Here is an 18,792-nt window from a genome sequence, read left to right on the forward strand (position 1 = left end):
GTTACAGGGCAAATCAACCTCTTTATTTCTAAGTACGATCACGTTATACGCTTCATCGCTTAACTTTTCACCTATACCGATTCAACAGTTACACCGCACTTTTCTCTTTCTTGAGCATATTCCATAAACGTTCCGATAACCGGGGTTGCTGCTCCCCCATCAGAAGTTCATCCTCCTCTTCTTGCCCGTACAACTTAATGCTCATGACTACACCAATACAAGCCATATTAATAAGCAAAGAGGTTCCCCCATAACTGATGAACGGCAAGGTAATACCTGTGAGCGGCATCAGTCCGAGGAACGCGCCCACGTTCTCGAACACCTGATACAACAACATCCCGATAATGCCTACAATGATGACAGGTCCCGCGCGATCTCTGCATTTCAGAGCAATCAGCACCATGCGGTGGATCAGAATAAAGTACAACAGAATCAGTATGGATGCACCGACAAACCCAAACTCCTCTGCGATCACGACAAAAATGGAATCAGAATACGTATAGGGGACTCGTCCACTTTGAACGGATGTTCCTTGTAAATACCCTTTGCCGATGATGCCCCCTGAACCAATAGCTAAACCTGCATTCTTCGTATGCCAAGAAGCCTTGGAGGTAGCCTTTTCCGGTACAAGCCATGGGTCAATCCGTTCCGCCCAATGCTCACGTTTTATCTTTTCAAGAAAAGTGAATACTTCATCATGATAGAAGGTGTAAGCCTTAACAAAGCCAAAGAACGCCACTCCCACAATCGCCAGCGCAATCAATGCGTGCTTCAGTCTCATATTCCCGATCCATAACACTGCAGCCAGAATAACCACATATCCCAGCGCATTACCCAAGTCATTCTGAGCCATAACCAGGGCAAACGGAATAAACGCCCAGCAGCCAATCGGCACAATGTCTTTCCAGAACTCCAGCGTACCTCGTTGTCTCTTCACGATCAAATGGGCGAGAAACAGAATCAGAATCATCTTGAACAGCTCTGCCGGTTGAAAAGAAAAATTGTCGCTCAGCTTCAGCCAGCCGTTGGCATTATTGATCGAACTGCCTAGGACATTGGCCAGGATCAGTAGTATAATTCCCAGCCCATACAAATAAAACGCATATTTCACGTATAACTTGTAATTCACAAGCCCGATCATAAGCACCGCAATAAACCCGGCTATATAGAAATAAATCGTTTTGACATGATGATTCGCCAGGTTGGAATCCGTCTGCGTCCCGCTGTAAATCGCAAATATACTTATAATCATGAGCAACAGCATTACAAAAAGAATCACACCGTCCATCTTTTTCAGCATTCTCAACATGACTCCGTCCAGCCCCCTGAAATCTAACATTCTATCATTTCCAATTAAACTCAATATTACCATTGTATATAATTGGATAATGAAATGGAAATCTGGATCGCTTCAGGTTAAAAGTGAACTATTCAATGGGCTTGAATTACACCTTAAAACAATAAAAACCCTGCAACATCCATCCCAATGTAAATTAGGCTGATCTGTTCCAGGGTTTTATAGTTAACGGACTCATATGCGAATACCTGACGTGTTATTTCACGGTTTAATTCGAGAGATTTATTGCTCTTGCTGGGATGGCTTGCGTCTTAGCAATTTCATGACCAAATCTGTAATACTTGGTTGTTCCGCAGAGCCGAGAATATCCTCGTTTTCTTCCGTGTGAACCTTGATACTCATCACAATCCCCATACTGATCATGTTGATCATAATGGAGGTACCACCCGAACTTATGAACGGTAAGGTAATCCCTGTCAATGGCATCAGACCAATGAACGGACCAATATTGACAAAGATTTGGTAAAGCAACATCGCTATAATACCTACAATTAGATAAGGCCCCGCGCGATCCTTACATTCCAGTGCAATCAGCACCAGCCTGTGAATCAGGATAAAGTACAGGAGAAGCAACACCGAGGCACCGATGAAGCCGAATTCCTCCCCAATCTGTACGAAGATGGAGTCAGCATAGGCCAGCGGCACCCGATTTGACTGAATCGTCGTGCCTTCCATATACCCTTTGCCCGTGATACCGCCAGAACCAATCGCAAGCTTCGCATTATACGTCTGCCAGAGCACATCTCTTGAGGTCAGCTCTGGTACGAGCCAAGGGTCAAAACGATCCGCCCAGTGCGAACGTCCAATGTCATTCAGAAATTTAACAATCTCATCATGGTAATGAATATACGCCTGTGTACCACCGATAAAAGCAGCCACTGCGATCATAAAGCCAATGAGGGCATGCGTAAATTTAATGTTACCAATCCATAGTAGACCCACAAGAATGACTACATAGCTTAACGCATTTCCCAAGTCATTTTGTAGCAATACAAGTAATAACGGAGGCAGAACACAGAGAGAAATCGGAATAACATCACGCCCAAAATAGAGCGGGCGATTCTTCTTTCGGGCCAAAAAGGCCGATAAAAACACAATCAGGCATAACTTGAACAATTCAGCAGGCTGCAAACTGACCCCGAAGATGGACAGCCAACCTTTTGCCCCGTAATACTCCTTACCAAAGAACATAACGAATATGAGGAGGAGCATACCCACGCCATAGATATATAAATAATTTTTGATTATGAATTTATAGTTGATCATCGACATCCCAAAAAAGACCACGAACCCCAAAATATAAAAGATCACTGCGCTTTTCGGGAGTCCCTCCAGCTTTGGACGACCAAACGTTGTACTGTAAATCGACAAAATACTGATACCCATCAGAATAACGAGTATAAAGACAATAGAATAGTCTATCTTTTTAAATTTGTGTAGCATGTAATTATGTTCCCCCAAGCATTCAGAAATCTTCGGTATATCTCATTGTAGAGGATTTCACGGCAAAAAGAAAACCCGCGGAACCTTACATTTTCGTCACCTGTTCCGAAGTACGAACACCCAGGACATGCCGCTCGATTCCGGCAAGGTCCGGTACAATGATAATTTCCGGCCAATGTCCCGCCGATTCAAGCAAAGCTGCGATGTCGCGAGCCTGCCCCTGGCCAAGTTCAAAACCAATGATCTGCGGCGGCGCAGGCAGCAGCGCCAGTTGCTCCAGCATGATACGGTACGGTGCAAGCCCATCCGGACCGCCGTCCAATGCCATGCGCGGCTCATGATCGCGCACCTCTTGCTGTAACCCGGCGATATCTGCCGCCGGGATGTAAGGCGGGTTGGACACCAGGATGTCCACCCGAGCCCCGGCGAACGGGGCCAGCAGATCGCCTTCACGGAAGTCGATCTGTACGCCGTTCGCGGCCGCGTTCCTCGCGGCCACTTGCAGGGCAGCCGCCGAGAGATCCCCGGCACCTACCTGCCAGCGCGGGCGTAGTGAAGCCATCGTCACCGCGATGGCACCACTGCCCGTGCCAATATCGACGGCGAGCGGAGCGCCGTCAGGAAACACGCGGTCGGCTTCGCGCAGCACAGCCTCGACCAACAGCTCGGTCTCCGGCCGCGGAATTAGCACGGCCGGCGTGACCTCGAACGGCAGCCCATAGAATTCCTGGCTGCCGATAATGTATTGCGCCGGCTCACCCGCAGCCTTACGCGTGACGGCGTCCTCCCAGCGGCTGCGATGCTCGCTGGGAAAAGGCTCCGGCTGCATCATGTAGTACGCGGCGCCATAGACGCCGAGTACATGTTCCAGCAGCAGCCGAGCATTGTTTTGCGGCTCGTACACGCCGCACTTCTCCAAAAAAGAGGAAGCCTCCACGAAGGCTTCCCGACAGCTCTGTTCCGGCGTCATGACAAACTGCGCGCGGGTCACAGATTATTCTCCTCTATCCATCAACTCGGTCTGCTGAGCAATCGTCAGTGCAGACAAGATATCTTCAATCTCCCCGTTCATGATCTGATCCAGCTTGTGCATCGTCAGACCGATACGGTGATCCGTCACACGGCTTTGCGGGAAGTTGTACGTACGAATCCGCTCACTGCGGTCGCCCGTTCCGACTTTACTCTTCCGCTCAACGGAGATCTTCGCTTCCTCTTCCATACGTTTCATATCGAAGATACGTGTACGCAGAACCTGCAACGCTTTTTCCTTGTTGGAGTTCTGTGATTTTCCATCCTGACATGTCGCCACAATTCCCGTTGGAACGTGCGTTACCCGTACTGCGGATTTCGTGGTATTAACCGATTGTCCACCGGCGCCACTGGAACAGAACGTATCAACACGGATGTCTTTATCATGAATTTCGATATCAAAATCTTCGGCTTCAGGCATAACCGCAACCGTTGAAGTTGACGTATGAATACGTCCGCCAGACTCCGTTGTTGGAATACGCTGCACACGGTGTGCGCCGCTTTCGTATTTCATTTTGCTGTACGCGCCGCGTCCGTTGATCAGGAAAACAACCTCTTTGAATCCACCGAGATCATTTGTGTTCACGTCCATCAGCTCTACACGCCAGCCTTGTGCATCTGCATAACGTGTGTACATACGGTACAGATCTGCTGCAAACAACGCTGCTTCATCTCCACCAGCTGCTCCGCGAATCTCAACAATAACGTTCTTGTCGTCATTCGGATCTTTCGGCAACATGAGTACACGAATCAATTCGTCCAGCTCTTTCTGGCGAGTGCTCAGTTCGTCAATTTCCATTTTGACCATTTCGCGCATCTCATCGTCCAGTTTTTCGCCCTGCATTTCTTTAGCAGCCTCAAGATCCTCACTTACCTGTTTGTACTCATTGTACGCTTCATAAGTCGGTTGCAGATCGGATTGTTCTTTGGAATATTCCCGCAGCTTTTTGTTGTCACTTGCAACATCCGGGTCACACAGCAACTCACTTAACTTGTCATAACGGTCGGCTAACGCCTGTAATTTATCCAACATGTATAGTCACCTCACGCATTATTTTGTCCATGCAAATATCGTTTACAATAATTATTTCGGTTTCATTGTTCTTATCATCTATAATCTATATTCCACAACGCACAGGATTCTCACCGAATCCCCTGACCGCAGCATGTATTCACATTCATGTATGATCGACGTATAACATCGCTACAACGTCATCAAATCCTTTACTTTTAAAGTGATATCAAGAAATCGTGTACCCTGTGTGAAGCCCGCTTCAGCTCATCCGTTCGAGCGCGAAATTCAACGTGGTATACGACTCTTAATTATAGCATATTCTTATGGTTCTGAATAGTAACTGTTCCGCAGGCGGATGAACTAATTTTTATAATGCAACTTTCTCACCCTTCACTCGCGACCATCCTACTCATGAATTAGCCTACCGGAAATGATTGTAACAAACAGATCATTCACGTTTCTTTCTGATGTTGTAAAATATATACAAGGGATTCTATAATTCATGGTTTTGATATTTTATTTTAGGAGGGAATGAATGATATGAACTTAACATCAGATGCTTTTCCAACAGAAAAATTAAAGATTGCTTTAGCACAGTGTTCTTCGATCGACGGAAATATTGAAGAAAACGTTAATAGGGCTTATGAAATGATTGAAGAAGCTGGAATAGAGCATGCCGATATTATTATGTTTCCAGAAAAATATCTGACGGGATATGTGCCAGAAATCGTAGAATCCAATTTAACTGAATATACACTCTCCATTAATGATGCGAGGATTGAAAAGTTGCGTCAAGCATGCAAAAAGTACGGCATTTGGTCAATCATCGGGACCCCTGTAAGAAGAGGCGAGGATGTGTTCATCTCTTCAATTATAATAGATTCCAATGGAAACGAAGTAGGCGTTTATGACAAGTCTCATTTGTTTCAAACGGAGAAGGAAATGTTTTCAACCAATAATGAGCAGGTCATCATCAAATTAAAGGGCTGGAACATTGGGCTGGCCATCTGTTATGACGCAGGTTTCCCTGAACATTCTCGTCGTTTAGCACAACATGGCTGTCATTTATATATGGGTAGCTCTCTTTTTAGTAAAGGAATGGGGTATAAAGAGTCACGAGTATGGTTCCCTGCACGTGCTCTGGATAATACGATATTTACGGCGATGTGTAATCACGTTGGAAAAACCGGAGTTTGGGATACGTGTGGACATAGCGGTGTATGGAACCCTTTAGGTGATAATATAATTGATGCGTCGCAAGACAACGTTGAATTGCTGTTAGCTGAGTTAGACCCCGATCTTCTTAATCAAGCTAGAAATGGCGAAAGAATGCTTGCGGATTCGTTTGATATAAATAAAGAACACTATTCTTTCAAGACTATTGTTGGGAACTAAGCAAACCTCATATGAACTGAAGAGTACATAAGTGCATCACGATTGAAGTGACCCCATACATCGATACTAAAAACCCTACCATCTTCACGAGAAGATCGTAGGGTTTTGGTTATTGAATCTACATATCAAGGTATGACAACTTATACGTTGAAACGGAAGTGCATAACGTCGCCGTCATTTACAACGTACTCTTTACCTTCAAGACGAAGTTGTCCGCGCTCTTTGGCACCGTTCATGGAACCCGCTGCAACCAGATCGTCGTAGGAAACAACTTCTGCACGGATGAATCCGCGTTCGAAGTCGGTGTGAATGACACCCGCTGCGCCTGGTGCTTTCGTTCCTTTACGGATCGTCCATGCACGAACTTCCTGTACGCCTGCTGTGAAGTATGTGTACAGACCGAGCAATTTGTAAGCCGCTTTGATCAACAGGTTCAGACCGGAATCCTCTATACCGAGTTCTTCCAGGAACATTTGTTTATCTTCGCCTTCCAGCTCAGAAATTTCTTCTTCCACCTTCGCGCTAATTGGCACCACTTCTGCGTTTTCAGCTGCTGCGAATTCTCTTACTTTTTGTACGTATGCATTGTTCGCCACGTCGCCGATTTCGTCCTCAGCTACATTGGCTGCGTACAGAACAGGCTTCAGGGTAAGCAAGTGCAGATCACGTATGATCAGAAGCTCGTCATCCGTAAGTTCCATGCTGCGTGCCGGCTTATCATCGTACAGAACAGCCTTCACTCTCTCCAACACTTCTACTTCTTGAGAGGCAGACTTGTTGCCGCCCTTCATGTTTTTCTTGGAGCGATCGATTTTCTTCTCAACACTCTCGATATCGGCCAGGATCAGCTCCAGATTGATCGTCTGGATGTCGCTCACCGGATCAATTTTACCATCGACGTGTGTGATGTTCTCATCTACAAAGCAACGTACCACGTGTACAATTGCATCTACTTCACGAATGTGGGCAAGGAACTTGTTACCCAGACCTTCGCCTTTGCTCGCACCGCGAACCAAACCTGCGATATCTACAAACTCAAACGCCGTTGGTACGGTTTTCTTAGGTACAACGAGTTCTGTCAGTTTGTCCAAACGCTCATCGGGTACTTCAACGATCCCCACGTTAGGGTCAATCGTACAGAACGGATAGTTTGCCGATTCGGCACCTGCTTGTGTAATTGCATTAAACAACGTAGATTTTCCGACGTTCGGAAGCCCTACAATTCCAGCTTTCAAAGCCATGTATATGACAACTCCTCATTGATTACTTGTTCGGTATGGATAATCCTATACATTATATATGACAAACCTCAAGGCATCAAGGAACTTCGCCAATTCGACTAGAGTCCCATACGCTTCCCGAAATCCTCGGTTACTGCGGATAATTCGTTTTTCGCAGATCTTAAGTTTAGCCTAGATTATCCGCTATTAGGTTTACCCTTTGATTTCCTTGTACATGGTTAGATCCGTTACCTCATATCCCATCTTGCGATACAGGCTGCTCGCCCGCACATTATGTCCAAACACATGCAAACCAATGCGATCCACGCCAAGAATCAAGGCCGTCTGTTCGAGCGCCTGCATTGTCTCTGTTCCGTATCCCTTACCACGGTGTGCTTCTTCAACCACAATGTCGAGCAAAAAAGCATCCTTCCCACGGCGATTATCCGTGATGTTAAACCAGATATACCCCACATTGCCGTCCGCAGGATGCACCAGATTGTAAAGATACGCTCCAGGTGTGTTCAAACCTTCTGGAAGATAACGTTCATAAGATTCCTCGGCCAGTTGCTGCGCCTCTTCCTCCGCCCAGGTACCTGCTTCTACTTTTTCTTCTGCAAAATCCTTAATGGAGCGAATGCAAAAACTCGCATAATCTTCCTGATTCATTGGGGATAGTTCCATGTTCTTTCCCTCCTCATTTGAGTGTTCTATGTAAGATCACTGTTCACTCTTCTATGTACTACTATATCGTATTGTATCCTGTTCTCCCGCTTAGCGCATGAAGTTATTCTGACGATTCAGTTTTCAATTTTCATATTTCCATTTTAATCAAAACTTTTGATCTCTTCCCATCGTTTATACCTAATGAAGGAAAGGAGTGGATCATATTGAACACACGTCGCCGATTCTCCAAAAAGAAAATGATTATCTTATCCGCTATCGTAATCATAATCGTGATCGGCATCGTCGCTTTTAGAAGCTTTCTGAATGCAATCGATCCCTTTCGCCACCTGAGGATCACGATCCACAATCAGTCTGACTATGACCTCACCAATATTCAGGCTAGCCTGGCCCAAGGCGACAGCTCGTTAAACACCAATGAGAGTGGCTCCCTACATTTGTTGGAGGAGAATATCCCCAGCGGTGAGAATCTAAAATTCTTCCCGCAGCTGCAAGTTTCAGGAGAATCGTCTGTTTACCTTACGTTTACGGACAGTCGTGGAAAAACATATAACGAGGTGGTATGCGGTTATACGGAATACTTATCCGGCAATTCGTACGTTACTGTAACCAATGAGAATGTCACCGTGAAAGAAGAATGTATGTAATAATTTAGAGAGGAGGAAATCAGATTGATATTTAACGTAATTTTAGGTGCAGGGTTAGCTCTATCTATATTACTTTCTGCACATCCAGCTAGTGCTACTGAATTAGAGGATAGAGTGCAAGATGCTCTTACCACCTCTCCAATCACTGTGGAGAACACTGAGGATCCGATTGTTACTCCAATGGAAATACAGCTTATCAGACCATTCAATTACAGCAGTTACAATGCATACGAAAAATCCTTCACATTGGATCCTGACAATGGAGAGACTTCTAATCTTTGGATTAACAATACTAGTACGGATACTGTTTATGCCAAAATTACCGTGGGTAGTCTCTCCCCAATTGATATTCCAATCAAAAAAGGGACTCAAAAAACAACAAGAATAGGTGTCATAGGCACAACAAACGTCAAAGTATATATCTATAGTTCAACAGGGCATAAAATGGATGTGAATATCAGTGCCCGACAATTTTAATATAATAAATAGTGTAGAGGATATTTCTTAATGAAGTATCCTCTACACTATTTTTGTTGAAGCTTATATCACCTTCATTTTCACCCTCGGCCTAACGCCGTTTCACCAGACGCTCCGTCTGCTTCAAATCCTCAATTCGCCCTGCACCAATACCAAACATCACGGTACGCAGCTCGAATTCGACCTGTTCCAAACGCTCATTCAGCGCATCATCGGAAGCTACTGCGGATTCGAGTAGAGATCGGCCGAAGCCAGCGAGATCCGCGCCGAGTGCGAGGGCTTTAGCCGCATCCACGCCCGTATACAATCCACCACTGCCAATCAGGGCTCTGACAGGATTCAGCGCACGTACTTCCTGAATACACTCCGCTGTGGGAATGCCCCAGTCGGCAAAAGCTTCAGCTGCCGCTCGGCGTACCGGGTTATTGTTGCGGTACTTCTCCACCTGCACCCAGCTTGTACCTCCAGCGCCGGCTACATCGATGAACGACACACCCGCTTCATACAAGGCTTTCGCCGTCACGCCATCGATGCCAAAACCTACTTCTTTCACGCCAACAGGTACGTCTAGCTCACGACACAAGTTCTCAATCCGTTGAAATAATCCGCTGAAGTTAGTATTGCCTTCCGGCTGGAAGACTTCCTGCAACGTGTTCAAGTGAAGCACGAGCATGTCCGCACCCGCAATATCTACGGCGCGCTGGAAGTCAGCCGTGGTGAAGCCATAGTTCAACTGCACTGCACCCAGGTTGGCAATGACCGGGATGTCCGGTGCCCAGCGCCGCACATCGAAGGTACTCGCCAGTTCCGGCTGTTCCACGGCAGCCCGGATCGAACCTACGCCGAGCGCCCAACCTCTGGCGTTCGCTACTCGGGCGAGGCGCTCATTGATGGCGCCTGTTGTTTTGCTTCCACCCGTCATCGAACTGATGAGCAAGGGTGTGCGCACTTTTTTGCCAATAAACGAAGTCTCCAGATGCACCTCTTCAAAATCCAGTTCCGGCAGTGGGTGATGACGAAACGCATACCGCTCCATGCCGCTGGTTACCCCTTCTCCTGCCACATTCTCCTCAAGACAGAGGCGCACGTGTTCCAGCTTCCGTTCTCCCGTAGCCACTTCGGGAAGCAGCCGTTCGCCGGCTCGCTCTTGTTCATTCATGATGAGACCTCCTATGTGAGAATCGTGCGGATCGACAGGATAACCTGCCTGTTCCTAGCTTTTATGTATATAAGTCTTTTGCAAAAGACAAAAACATTAATCCTATTAGCATTACCACTTAACTCTATCCAGTATAACGTTCCAATCCACCTATTGAAAGGATGCCCTGCTACCACATGTCTCACTTGATCCTCAGGGCACCGCTATTCATGCCTACTCAAAAGCACGGATCATCCGTCGCACCTTCAAAGCTGGTTAGCACAGACGATGCACACGCATATTGATTAACACAACACATTTCACTCCATCATCCTGCACAACGATCTTATTTCAAGATTTCTGATGCTAACTGCTCACCAACAAGCTGTCCGGACAACGTCACAATCGGGGTTCCGCCGCCTGGATGCGTGGTTCCGCCAACGTACCAGAGTCCTTGTACATCTTTGCTTCGGTTGCCTGGTCGCATGAAGGTCTGCTTCACCGAGTTGGACGAGATGCCGTAGATCGATCCTTGATGCGCCAAAGTATCCCGTTCGATATCTCGCGGCGTGTACCGGATCAGCACATCAGATTGGTTCAACCCGGTGATTCCCCGCGATGCCAACTGTTCCAGCACAAACGCCCCGTAACGTTCCCTTTGTTCCTCCCAATTCCATGAATCCGACAAATAGGGGGCATTGACCAGAATGAACAGGTTACTTGCTCCCGCCGGAGCCATACCTGCTTCCGAATAACCGGAGTAACAGATGTAGATCGTCGGATCTTCGGGCATTTTACGGTCACGGAAAATATGGTCGAACTCCGGTTCATACCGTTCCGGGAAGAAGACCGTATGGTGCAGCAGTGCATCATATTGTCTTCGCACACCTGCCAGCGTCACAAATCCCGAAATGGATGGCTCATACTTCCGTATGCGGGCATCGCTCATCTCTTTCCGATGTTCCGGTGCGAGCAGCAGTCGATTCACACTAAGCACATCGCCATTGGCAACCACCTGATCGGCTTCCCGGAAGCCTTGATCCGTATCCACGCCTGCCACTTTGCCATTCCGGACAACAATCTGCCGGACCTCTATGCCGGTCATGATTTGTACACCTTTTTCCTGTGCCAGGCGAGTCATGCCTTCGATCAGTTGATAGGTTCCACCTTTGACCCCGTAGATGCCCACCTCTGCTTCCACATGACCCATCATGGCAAAGATGGAAGGCGACTGATACGGCGATGATCCCACATAGGTCGCGTACCGTCCGAACATAGCGAGCGTATGTGGATGCTGGAAATACGAACGCAGCAACTTATCCAGCTTCACCGTTGGCCGCACGCGGAGCAGGCTGCGCAGCATCTGAAGATTGTATTTGTCAGAAGGAGACAGCAGCAACTTACCGAGAAAATGACGATTGGCTTCCGCATACAGTGCAGCAGACTCATCCATAAACGCATCATAACGAGCTGCATCCTCCGGACTGTACGCTGCGATCTGCTCCTTCATCCACCCACGGTTGCCTGACAAATCTACCACTGTGCCATCTGCGAATATATTACGCGTGCGCGGTTCTATCTCATATAGCTGTACGTAGTCTTCCATCGCTACACCCGCGTGATCAAACACTGAACGAAAGGTGGATGGCATCGTGATCGTGCTCGGTCCCCGGTCAAAATGATACCCGTCCCACTCAATCTGTTGCAGCTTGCCACCTACGTGTTGTTGCCGTTCCAGAATGGTCACCTGCACACCTTGTGAAGCCAGTCTTATCGCACACGACAGACCTCCAAATCCTGCACCGATAATAATGACGTTACCTCTCAACTGTACCGCCTACCTTTCCATACATACCCCTTGCCGGAGCGACCTGCCTGCCAGGAAGCGAGTCCGATGGCAATGACACAGGCCATGCTGACCGGTTGCAGAAGGGCGAGCCACCAGGGTTGTCCGCCAGCATGATCCGCTACTCTTTTCACAGCCATACCTAATAAAGTTCCTATCAATCCATACAGAATGAACATCGAACTGCCCGTCATGAGTCCAATAATCAAGCCCAGCGGAGGCACAATATACATCAGTGTATAGATCATCATCGTGCCAAGCAGCAGTACGTCTTTGCGTCCCATACCTTCGTACATATTCTTCTTATATCCGTTCCATACTTCTGCCCCGTTCTGATACATGCGGGTATTCGTTACGTCATGCACGTCTGTCAGCATCACCGGATGACCCGCACGCTTGACTGCTTTGGCAAGACTCATGTCATCCACCAGATGCGCCTGAATGGCAGCATGACCGCCGGATGCTTCGTAACTGGAGCGATGAATCAGCAAAAAAGCCCCCGTAGCGGCCACAAACATCGGACTGGATGATCTGCGTATCATGAAAATGGGCAGATGACTGATGATGGTGAAGACCATCATCGGCACGACAAGCTTCTCCATCCACGTCTTCGTTACCTGATACGGAAAACCGGTTACCAGCCCCCCGCTCTGCTCACACCCTGCTGCCAGAGTCTGCCGAATGGCACTTGGCTCCAGACGCACATCCGCATCCACAAACATAAACCATTCTCCCTCGGCCTCCTGAACCAGCCTGTGACACGCATGGGATTTCCCCATCCAGCCTTCGGGAAGATCGACGCCATGCAGCAGACGCACACGTGCATCGCGATCCGCAATCGCTTGTACCATGGCCGCTGTCTCATCTTCAGAGCGATCATCCAGCACCAATACTTCCATCCGGAATCCCGACGTATCGCTCGCGAGCACACTTTCCAGACATCCTTCGATATGTAGTCTTTCATTTCTGGCTGGAATCAGCACCGAGACCAACAGATCGGGCGGTTGTATTTGGTCTGCTCGAAATGAACGCACTTTGGGCAGACAGGAGACATTCCATAGAGCGAACAGCAACTGTATGCCCAGTATGCAGGTAAGCACAATCCAGAATATTTCAGATGCATTCATCCTAACGGTTCACCCGCTTTCGTGCCGCATCGTATTTTTCACTTGTCGAACGTACATGACGAATCAGCGGAAGCGCATCTGGCAAACTTCCCTGCCCCATCCGTATAAGCTCTGATCTATGATCGTCTAGTTGCTTTTCCAACAAACTGCCGAGTCTGGAGGCAATCTCTTCACTCTTCCACATCTTCCAGTCTTCTACCACAGGAGAGCCCGCCCACATCGATATTTCCGGTAAATCATGCTGGACCATCCCATGGCACAAGGTTACCGGTACGGCGATGGCATTCGGGGAGCGTCGAAGCAGCAATCCGATGCCTGGACGGAACTGAATCGGTCTGGCCTCCTGATGCAGAATTTCTCCTTGTGGAAAAATCCAGACCCTTTTGCCCGAATTCAACAGCTCACTGGTGTACTGTAGAGAGGTCCGAATACCGGACGCACTCTCCTTATTAATCGAATATGCACCCAATTTACGAAAAAAAGCATATTGCTGAAGCTGCTGCTCCTCCATCATCACATAATGATCTCCTCGCGATGTCTGCCTGGCCGCATGATAAAGCAGCAGACCATCCCACCAGGAGCTGTGGTTCATGAAGTAGATCACCGGGCGAGTGGAATCAATCGGGGAGTTGTCCCGGATATCCACCTGCGGGTCGAGTGACCCCGATAGAGTGAAGGAGCGGAAGCGCCGACGCAGCAGATAATAGTGATTGTATAAGGAAAAAATCTGATTAAACGGTTTTGATTTTACGGCGCGAATCATAGAGCCAGCTCCCTTCGGCAAGAAGCACACCAGCAATGGCGATGATAAAGCTGCCTGTAATCCCTTCCTTGAGAGCAAGTAGGCCGAACAGAAGAATAAACAGCTGATACAACCATTTGGCACGCAGCAATGAGCTACGGTCATTGGGCATGGCCGGAAGGAAAAGGGATAGGAATGCGCCCATGATAAACCAGCTTATGTAATTGGTCCACGGAACACCGTAGAAACCACCTGGAGCCTGCCATTCCCAGAATCCTCTCGCATGTGCAACAGGGTCGAGTACCAGATCGAGGACAATTGCCCAGAACCCGGTCTTCACTGCTCGAAGCAGTTTGCCAGTCCAGGTTGAACCGCCACCACTTAACAGCGCCGAGTTACCCACCACTGCGATCCATGCGAAACCCAGCGTAACTGGCACACTGAACAGATGAATCCCGAAGAAGTCAGAGTAGGCATACTCACCAAAAGGCCAGTGGGTATGAACCCCTACCCACTCCACGCCCATGCCTCCCAGCCAGATGATCACAGACGCTATCCAGAGTCCGGGTTTCAGCCAGATGACTGACTGGTCGGACAGACCTGTCCGATTACGCCCTTGGTAGATCAGATCCAGCACATACAACGCGTAGAAGATTAGAAATAAACCATTCGAAAAGGATAATACGTCAGGCACGCCGATCGTCAGCATCAAGATGGCTCCAATGACATACCACGCCCAGTAAAGCCACTGGACCATCAGGATACCGCCGTTCGGGAAGCTTGGAAGGCCAGCATCGGGTAACGTTTCACAATCGCACCCAGCATCTCCAGTTTCAATTCATCGCTAACATAGGCCCGCTTGGTATATACGTCATAGTCGTTGCGTTCAACCGCGTGTAGAATAGTGGAGTAAAAGGCTGCTGCCAGCTCGATCGAAAACGCACTTTCCGTTGGATACGTATCCAGACGATCCATGCCAATACGGAACCAGTTCAATGCTGCCGCTTTTAATTCGTGAACAATGGCAATAAAGCGTTCGTCCACGATCCCGTCTTCGAAGTCCTGCTCGGTGTAACCATGCTTCTCCATGATCTCCAGCGGAACATACCGGCGCACTCTGGCCCGATCTTCACCAACATCCCGAATAATATTGACGATCTGCATTCCTTTACCCAAAGCAATCCCGTTCATGGCTACTTCCGCACCGTTATCATCCCGCAATACAGGTAACAACATCTCACCTACGGTTCCGGCTACCAGATAACAATAATGCTCCAGTTCCTGCATTGTTGTATAATGCGTTACTTTAAGATCCGTGAGCTGCCCTTCCATCTGACGGAAGAATGGCCCCTTATCCAGATGAGGGAAACTGCTGAACAACCATCTCAGTGCTGGCCAGATAAAATGTCCTTCCGCGTCATCCAACTGATCAAACAGATCATGGATTTCGTGAATCGTATATGGCGAATGCTCCGGCTCATCTACACTGTCATCAATCATGCGGCAGAAGGCATAAATGACATATACCGCTTCCCGACGTGGACTAGGCAGCCCTCTAAAGGCCTGATAAAAAGAGGAAGAACCCTTTTGCATCAACTCTTCACACCTGCTCAAAATCGCTTCATTCATGTTCCCATCTCCTTCATGAGTTGATTGACGGCCATACGTGCACTTTGCATCACAATCGGCACTCCGCCTCCAGGATGTACAGATGCTCCTGCGGCATATAATCCCTGTATATTGGGAAATGGTTTGGGTTGTGGTCGGTATACACCGGACTGGAACAACACTGGCGCAATGCCGAAGCTTCCGCCCCCATAGAGCCCGTCTCGCTCTGCGTCAGCGGGTGTACGCACCTTTTTCCACTTGATCGCTGCACGAAGTCCCGGGAATCCCCGTTGTTCCGCTTCTTCCAGTACACGTTCTGCCAATGCTTCGCTCTCCTGATCCCAGTCGACACCTTCGGCATCGGGTACGGGAATGAGGAAATACAATACACTCTGTCCTTGAGGCGCTGCAGTTTCATCCAATGCGACCGGATTAAATACGTAAAATGAGGACTTTGCCGGAATGCGTCGCTGATTGAAGACTTCCTGTAAACTACCTTCTAGACTCGGTGGCAGGAAGAACTGGTGTGTCGTAGCATCTTCCCAGGTTTTGTCCACGCCAACGTAGAGCAATACACATCCTGAAGAGGGACGATACGGCTTTCTTTTCCGCGCCACCTCTGGGGACTGACCAAGCAAACCCGAAAGATGGGGGAAATCGCCATTGTAGATAACTGCATCCACATTTTCTGCGCCTGCTGCCGTTTCTATACCTTCACACACACCATTTATAATGGTGAGCCCTGTAACTTCCGAATTTAGCACGACACGTCCACCACGCGATATCAGTTCCTGTTCCAGAATAGCCGGTAATGCTGCATATCCGCCTTTGACCATCCAGATGCCATATTCATGCTCAGCGTAAGGCAAAAGAGAATAGATACCTGGCGTCCCAAACGGTGATCCACCGATGTATAGACTTTGCAGAGAGTACGCATCAAGCAATTCTTCATGTTGAAAATAATCGCCTACCGCTTTGCGGACACTTTTGTGGGCACGCAATCTGCCCATGAGTGACATGAGAGAAGGTGTGAAGAAATCCCTTTTGCGTGGAAAAGCCCTTTCCAGAAAAGCTGCCCGTCCTGCCGGAAACAACGTGTCCATATCTTTCATGAACCGTGTGAATCCCCGGCTCTCTCCCGGGAACAAACGTTCAATCTCCGCCGTCTGCTCCTCACGTGACGTCATCTTGGTCATGACACGACCACTATGGTAATGCACTCTATATAGCGGATCACAGCGAAGTAGCTCAATCTTCGATCGATCTACGCCTGCCTCCTCCAAGATACCAAGTAACATCTCAGGCAGAAGTACAATGGTCGGACCCTGATCGATCCTGTACTCCCCGTCCTGCTCATATCCAATGCGTCCGCCAACGCGGGAACCCCGTTCATACACGGTGACATCCCACCCTTGACGGTTCAACAATAGTGCCGAAGTGAGTCCGCCAATCCCTGCACCTACAATAGCGGCCCGCTTCATGAATGCCCCCCGGCTTCCACCGTCTTCACATAAGAGGATGGTTTAGAGCGTGTGCGCGCGTCCTCTTCCTGGATCAATCTGACACTGATCCGTGCCGATTCGAAGATCGTTGGCAACCCGCTGCCTGGATGTGTCCCTCCGCCTACCAGCCATACACTTTTCAACTCTTCAAACTGGTTATGGGGACGCAGATACATCATCTGACCCAGGTTATGCGCCATGTTAAACGTTGCTCCGCGGTACACATCCAGTTCATTTTCCCAATCGAGTGGAGTGAACAACATGCATTCTTCAATGCGGCTGCGAATGTCGGCCAGCTCAGGAATGCCTTCCATACGTTTCATCATGGCCTCCTGCACATTCTCACGTTCTGCCTCCCAATCGATGTCTGCGGTAAGGTTAGGCGTAGGCATAAGAACATATAATGCAGATTTTCCTTCCGGTGCCAGCGTCGAATCGAGTCTGGAAGGGTTATGAATATATAGAGATGGATCGGCAGACAGCATTTTGTGCTTCGTAATCTCGTCGACGTTCAACCGGTAGTCCTCGGGAAAATAGATTGAGTGATGCGGCAGGTCCACTTCACCATCCACGCCCAGATACAACATTGCTGTCGAGCAGGAGTACTTTTTGCGTTTCATTTTCTCCGGAGTATATTTCTTAAGCACACCCGGTTCGAACAGATGATTCACCGCATGTGCGAAGTCGGCGTTCACAACCACATGGTCCGCTTCGATGCGTTCACCGCTCTCAAGCAAGACACCTTCTGCACGACCATTGCGAACGATGACCTGTTTCACTGGAGTGGAAGTATGTATGCGTCCTCCGTGTTCTTCCACGACATCAGCCATGGCTTGGAAGATCCGATTCACACCGCCGATGGGGTGGAACAATCCGTAGTGATGCTCAATGAACGATAGTATGGTAAAGGTGCCCGGACAATCCCAGGCAGACATGCCGAGATATTTGGATTGGAATGTAAATGCCCAGCGTAGACGCTCATCTGTAAAATAGCGGGACAAGATTCCATATACCGTATTGTGGACATCAAGCTTGGGCAGAGCTGTTACCGCGTCCTTGCGCAAATAGTCAGTCAGCTTGCCAAAAGGACGACGGAGCAAAGGCATGACTTTGCCAAATTTCACTTCTTCTTCTTGCATGAACCGAAGGTAATTGTCTTCATTGCCCGGAAACAATTGCTTAATCTGTGCAGCTGTATCTTCTCGATTACGAGAAGGCTTGAACACCTTGTCACCAAAGTTCAGTGCGTACAGCGGGGTTAGCTCTTTCATATCCACATAATCGGATAATTTGCGTCCCACCACATCGAACATCTCTTCGATCAGCTGTGGCATCATCAAAAACGTTGCACCCCGGTCGAATCGATATTCGCCCAGCTCCAGTCTGGCAGAACGTCCCCCGATGACTGGCTGTTTCTCATACACATCTACTTCGTATCCCTGACCGGACAATAGCATCGCTGCTGCAAGCCCACCTGGACCTGCGCCAATGACAGCTGCACGTTTGCGTTGTTGATTCGGTATCATGCCACTCACCTTTCTATGTAGGGAATTCCTATAGTT

Annotated in this window: 17 protein-coding genes; 3 read left to right on the forward strand and 14 right to left on the reverse strand. The window is 48.5% G+C overall.

The window, feature by feature from the left end:
• Positions 1-88: 88 nt before the first annotated feature.
• The 4 genes from MKX75_RS26550 to prfA all read right to left on the reverse strand — a co-directional run bounded on the left by MKX75_RS26550 (position 89) and on the right by prfA (position 4,862).
• Positions 89-1,309, reverse strand: a complete 1,221-nt coding sequence (locus MKX75_RS26550; RefSeq protein ID WP_339167456.1) for an FtsW/RodA/SpoVE family cell cycle protein — start codon at positions 1,307-1,309, stop codon at positions 89-91.
• 270 nt (positions 1,310-1,579) lie between these two features.
• Complete coding sequence (locus MKX75_RS26555) at positions 1,580-2,800, reverse strand: FtsW/RodA/SpoVE family cell cycle protein (protein ID WP_062836952.1); 1,221 nt, start codon at positions 2,798-2,800, stop codon at positions 1,580-1,582.
• Between the two features lie 85 nt (positions 2,801-2,885).
• Positions 2,886-3,770 carry a peptide chain release factor N(5)-glutamine methyltransferase gene (gene prmC / locus MKX75_RS26560; protein ID WP_082218880.1) on the reverse strand — a complete coding sequence of 295 codons (885 nt, stop codon included), beginning with the start codon at positions 3,768-3,770 and terminating at the stop codon, positions 2,886-2,888.
• 24 nt (positions 3,771-3,794) lie between these two features.
• Positions 3,795-4,862 carry a peptide chain release factor 1 gene (gene prfA / locus MKX75_RS26565; protein WP_062836950.1) on the reverse strand — a complete coding sequence of 356 codons (1,068 nt, stop codon included), beginning with the start codon at positions 4,860-4,862 and terminating at the stop codon, positions 3,795-3,797.
• Positions 4,863-5,384: 522 nt separating this feature from the next.
• Here prfA and MKX75_RS26570 point away from each other — a divergent pair.
• Positions 5,385-6,239: a carbon-nitrogen hydrolase family protein gene (locus tag MKX75_RS26570; protein ID WP_339167457.1), complete on the forward strand. Its 855-nt coding sequence runs from the start codon at positions 5,385-5,387 to the stop codon at positions 6,237-6,239.
• Positions 6,240-6,379: 140 nt separating this feature from the next.
• Here MKX75_RS26570 and ychF read toward each other — a convergent pair whose 3' ends face one another.
• Complete coding sequence (ychF, locus tag MKX75_RS26575) at positions 6,380-7,480, reverse strand: redox-regulated ATPase YchF (protein WP_076332544.1); 1,101 nt, start codon at positions 7,478-7,480, stop codon at positions 6,380-6,382.
• A gap of 192 nt (positions 7,481-7,672) precedes the next feature.
• On the reverse strand, positions 7,673-8,143 hold the full coding sequence (locus MKX75_RS26580; RefSeq protein WP_076332543.1) for a GNAT family N-acetyltransferase: 471 nt from the start codon (positions 8,141-8,143) through the stop codon (positions 7,673-7,675).
• Positions 8,144-8,349: 206 nt separating this feature from the next.
• Here MKX75_RS26580 and MKX75_RS26585 point away from each other — a divergent pair, with 206 nt between their 5' ends.
• Both MKX75_RS26585 and MKX75_RS26590 read left to right on the forward strand, forming a co-directional pair.
• A complete protein-coding gene (locus MKX75_RS26585; protein WP_076332542.1) occupies positions 8,350-8,790 on the forward strand; it encodes a hypothetical protein in 441 nt (146 codons plus the stop codon).
• 24 nt (positions 8,791-8,814) lie between these two features.
• A complete protein-coding gene (locus MKX75_RS26590) occupies positions 8,815-9,267 on the forward strand; it encodes a hypothetical protein (RefSeq protein WP_339167458.1) in 453 nt (150 codons plus the stop codon).
• A 91-nt stretch (positions 9,268-9,358) separates the two neighbouring features.
• On the opposite strand, the gene fni is transcribed toward MKX75_RS26590, so the two are convergent.
• The 8 genes from fni to crtI (MKX75_RS26630) all read right to left on the reverse strand — a co-directional run bounded on the left by fni (position 9,359) and on the right by crtI (MKX75_RS26630) (position 18,756).
• Positions 9,359-10,426: a type 2 isopentenyl-diphosphate Delta-isomerase gene (gene fni, locus MKX75_RS26595; RefSeq protein WP_339167459.1), complete on the reverse strand. Its 1,068-nt coding sequence runs from the start codon at positions 10,424-10,426 to the stop codon at positions 9,359-9,361.
• 325 nt (positions 10,427-10,751) lie between these two features.
• Positions 10,752-12,233, reverse strand: coding sequence for a phytoene desaturase family protein (gene crtI / locus MKX75_RS26600; RefSeq protein ID WP_339167460.1), 1,482 nt, complete (start codon positions 12,231-12,233; stop codon positions 10,752-10,754).
• Positions 12,230-13,378 (reverse strand): glycosyltransferase family 2 protein, encoded by a 1,149-nt coding sequence (locus tag MKX75_RS26605; protein ID WP_339167461.1) that lies wholly within the window; start codon positions 13,376-13,378, stop codon positions 12,230-12,232. The genes crtI (MKX75_RS26600) and MKX75_RS26605 overlap by 4 nt, the downstream gene beginning before the upstream one ends.
• 1 nt (position 13,379) lies before the next feature.
• Entirely contained in the window at positions 13,380-14,141 is a 762-nt protein-coding gene (locus tag MKX75_RS26610) for a lysophospholipid acyltransferase family protein (protein WP_339167462.1), read from the reverse strand.
• Complete coding sequence (locus tag MKX75_RS26615) at positions 14,110-14,877, reverse strand: carotenoid biosynthesis protein (RefSeq protein ID WP_339167464.1); 768 nt, start codon at positions 14,875-14,877, stop codon at positions 14,110-14,112. Before MKX75_RS26615 ends, MKX75_RS26610 begins: the two co-directional genes overlap by 32 nt.
• Entirely contained in the window at positions 14,877-15,749 is an 873-nt protein-coding gene (locus tag MKX75_RS26620) for a phytoene/squalene synthase family protein (RefSeq protein ID WP_062836939.1), read from the reverse strand. The genes MKX75_RS26615 and MKX75_RS26620 overlap by 1 nt, the downstream gene beginning before the upstream one ends.
• On the reverse strand, positions 15,746-17,209 hold the full coding sequence (gene crtI, locus MKX75_RS26625) for a phytoene desaturase family protein (protein ID WP_339167465.1): 1,464 nt from the start codon (positions 17,207-17,209) through the stop codon (positions 15,746-15,748). The genes MKX75_RS26620 and crtI (MKX75_RS26625) overlap by 4 nt, the downstream gene beginning before the upstream one ends.
• Positions 17,206-18,756 (reverse strand): phytoene desaturase family protein, encoded by a 1,551-nt coding sequence (gene crtI / locus MKX75_RS26630; protein ID WP_076332533.1) that lies wholly within the window; start codon positions 18,754-18,756, stop codon positions 17,206-17,208. The genes crtI (MKX75_RS26625) and crtI (MKX75_RS26630) overlap by 4 nt, the downstream gene beginning before the upstream one ends.
• Positions 18,757-18,792 lie beyond the last annotated feature (36 nt).

The sequence above is a fragment of the Paenibacillus sp. FSL R5-0341 genome (assembly GCF_037975235.1).
Taxonomy (GTDB): Bacteria; Bacillota; Bacilli; order Paenibacillales; family Paenibacillaceae; genus Paenibacillus; species Paenibacillus amylolyticus_A.

Bases quoted from the DNA above. Each gene is read 5' to 3' on its own strand.
- MKX75_RS26550 (WP_339167456.1), bottom strand. From the start codon at position 1,309: ATGTTGAGAATGCTGAAAAAGATGGACGGTGTGATTCTTTTTGTAATG.
- MKX75_RS26555 (WP_062836952.1), bottom strand. From the start codon at position 2,800: ATGCTACACAAATTTAAAAAGATAGACTATTCTATTGTCTTTATACTC.
- prmC (WP_082218880.1), bottom strand. From the start codon at position 3,770: ATGACGCCGGAACAGAGCTGTCGGGAAGCCTTCGTGGAGGCTTCCTCT.
- prfA (WP_062836950.1), bottom strand. From the start codon at position 4,862: ATGTTGGATAAATTACAGGCGTTAGCCGACCGTTATGACAAGTTAAGT.
- MKX75_RS26570 (WP_339167457.1), top strand. From the start codon at position 5,385: ATGAACTTAACATCAGATGCTTTTCCAACAGAAAAATTAAAGATTGCT.
- ychF (WP_076332544.1), bottom strand. From the start codon at position 7,480: ATGGCTTTGAAAGCTGGAATTGTAGGGCTTCCGAACGTCGGAAAATCT.
- MKX75_RS26580 (WP_076332543.1), bottom strand. From the start codon at position 8,143: ATGGAACTATCCCCAATGAATCAGGAAGATTATGCGAGTTTTTGCATT.
- fni (WP_339167459.1), bottom strand. From the start codon at position 10,426: ATGAATGAACAAGAGCGAGCCGGCGAACGGCTGCTTCCCGAAGTGGCT.
- MKX75_RS26605 (WP_339167461.1), bottom strand. From the start codon at position 13,378: ATGAATGCATCTGAAATATTCTGGATTGTGCTTACCTGCATACTGGGC.
- MKX75_RS26610 (WP_339167462.1), bottom strand. From the start codon at position 14,141: ATGATTCGCGCCGTAAAATCAAAACCGTTTAATCAGATTTTTTCCTTA.
- MKX75_RS26615 (WP_339167464.1), bottom strand. From the start codon at position 14,877: ATGGTCCAGTGGCTTTACTGGGCGTGGTATGTCATTGGAGCCATCTTG.
- MKX75_RS26620 (WP_062836939.1), bottom strand. From the start codon at position 15,749: ATGAATGAAGCGATTTTGAGCAGGTGTGAAGAGTTGATGCAAAAGGGT.
- crtI (WP_339167465.1), bottom strand. From the start codon at position 17,209: ATGAAGCGGGCCGCTATTGTAGGTGCAGGGATTGGCGGACTCACTTCG.
- crtI (WP_076332533.1), bottom strand. From the start codon at position 18,756: ATGATACCGAATCAACAACGCAAACGTGCAGCTGTCATTGGCGCAGGT.